The organism is Burkholderia sp. APQ4-4ca (assembly GCF_057837105.1).
In genome coordinates, this window is the sequence record NZ_JBYQCG010000206.1 from 1 (window position 1) to 924 (window position 924).

Sequence of the window (924 nt, forward strand, 5' to 3'; positions counted from 1 at the left end):
AGGTTACGCCGGCACCAGCGCGCATTATTGCGCGCGGGCTGCTCACGGAATCCGCGCTGGCGTGGATCATCACTGGCAAGTACCAGTACGGTATGCCACTGTATCGCCAAGCCACGCTGCTGCGTCGCTTCGGCGGCGACATCTCGTCGAACACGCTGGCCGCCAGCGTGGTGCGGGTAGGTCTGGCCACGCAGCCGGTGATCAACCTGATGCGCGACGCGCTGCTCGAATCGAACTTGATCTACGGCGACGAAACCACGTTCCAGGTGCTGAGGGAACCAGGACGAAGGCCGCAGGCGAAGAGTTACCTGTGGGCGCAGGTCAACGGCTCGGGGCCGCCCGTGCGGATGTTCTCCTACTCGCCCGGGCGCGGTGCTCAACATGCGCAGAAGCTGTATGCCGGTGTACAGCCCGGCACTGCGTTGATGACGGATGGCTACGAGCTCTATAACGGCATCGCCCATGATCACCAACTCGTGCATCTCGGATGCTGGGCGCACGTGCGCCGCGGCTTCATCAAGGCCGAAGAGTCGGTGCCGAAGGCCGCACGCTCGCCGGATCTGCTTACCACGCGCTTCGTCGTGCTGATCGGCAAGCTGTTCGCGGCCGAGGCGCGCAGCGCGAAGTGGAAGCCCGAACGTCGGCAGCGACTGCGCGCCCGGTACAGCGCCCGCGTGCTCGCCATCATCGAGCGCATGCTGGTCGAGCATCTGCCGGGTGTCGTGCCGTCGAGTCTGCTCGGCAAGGCATTGCAGTACATGAGCGGGCAGTGGTCAAAGCTGGTCCGATACGTCGGTAACGGCAACTGGCCGATCTCGAACAACCTGTGCGAGAACGCGATCCGGCCGTTCGTCGTCGGCCGCAAGGGCTGGCTGTTCTCCGATACGGTCGCCGGCGCGCAGGCCAGTGCCAACCTGTACTCCC

At 65.0% G+C, this 924-nt stretch carries 1 protein-coding gene; it reads left to right on the forward strand.

Features of this window, described 5'->3' with window-relative positions:
- Window positions 1-924 (forward strand): IS66 family transposase (gene tnpC, locus AC3IFE_RS21450; RefSeq protein WP_489191877.1); only part of this gene is annotated, 924 nt, incomplete at both ends.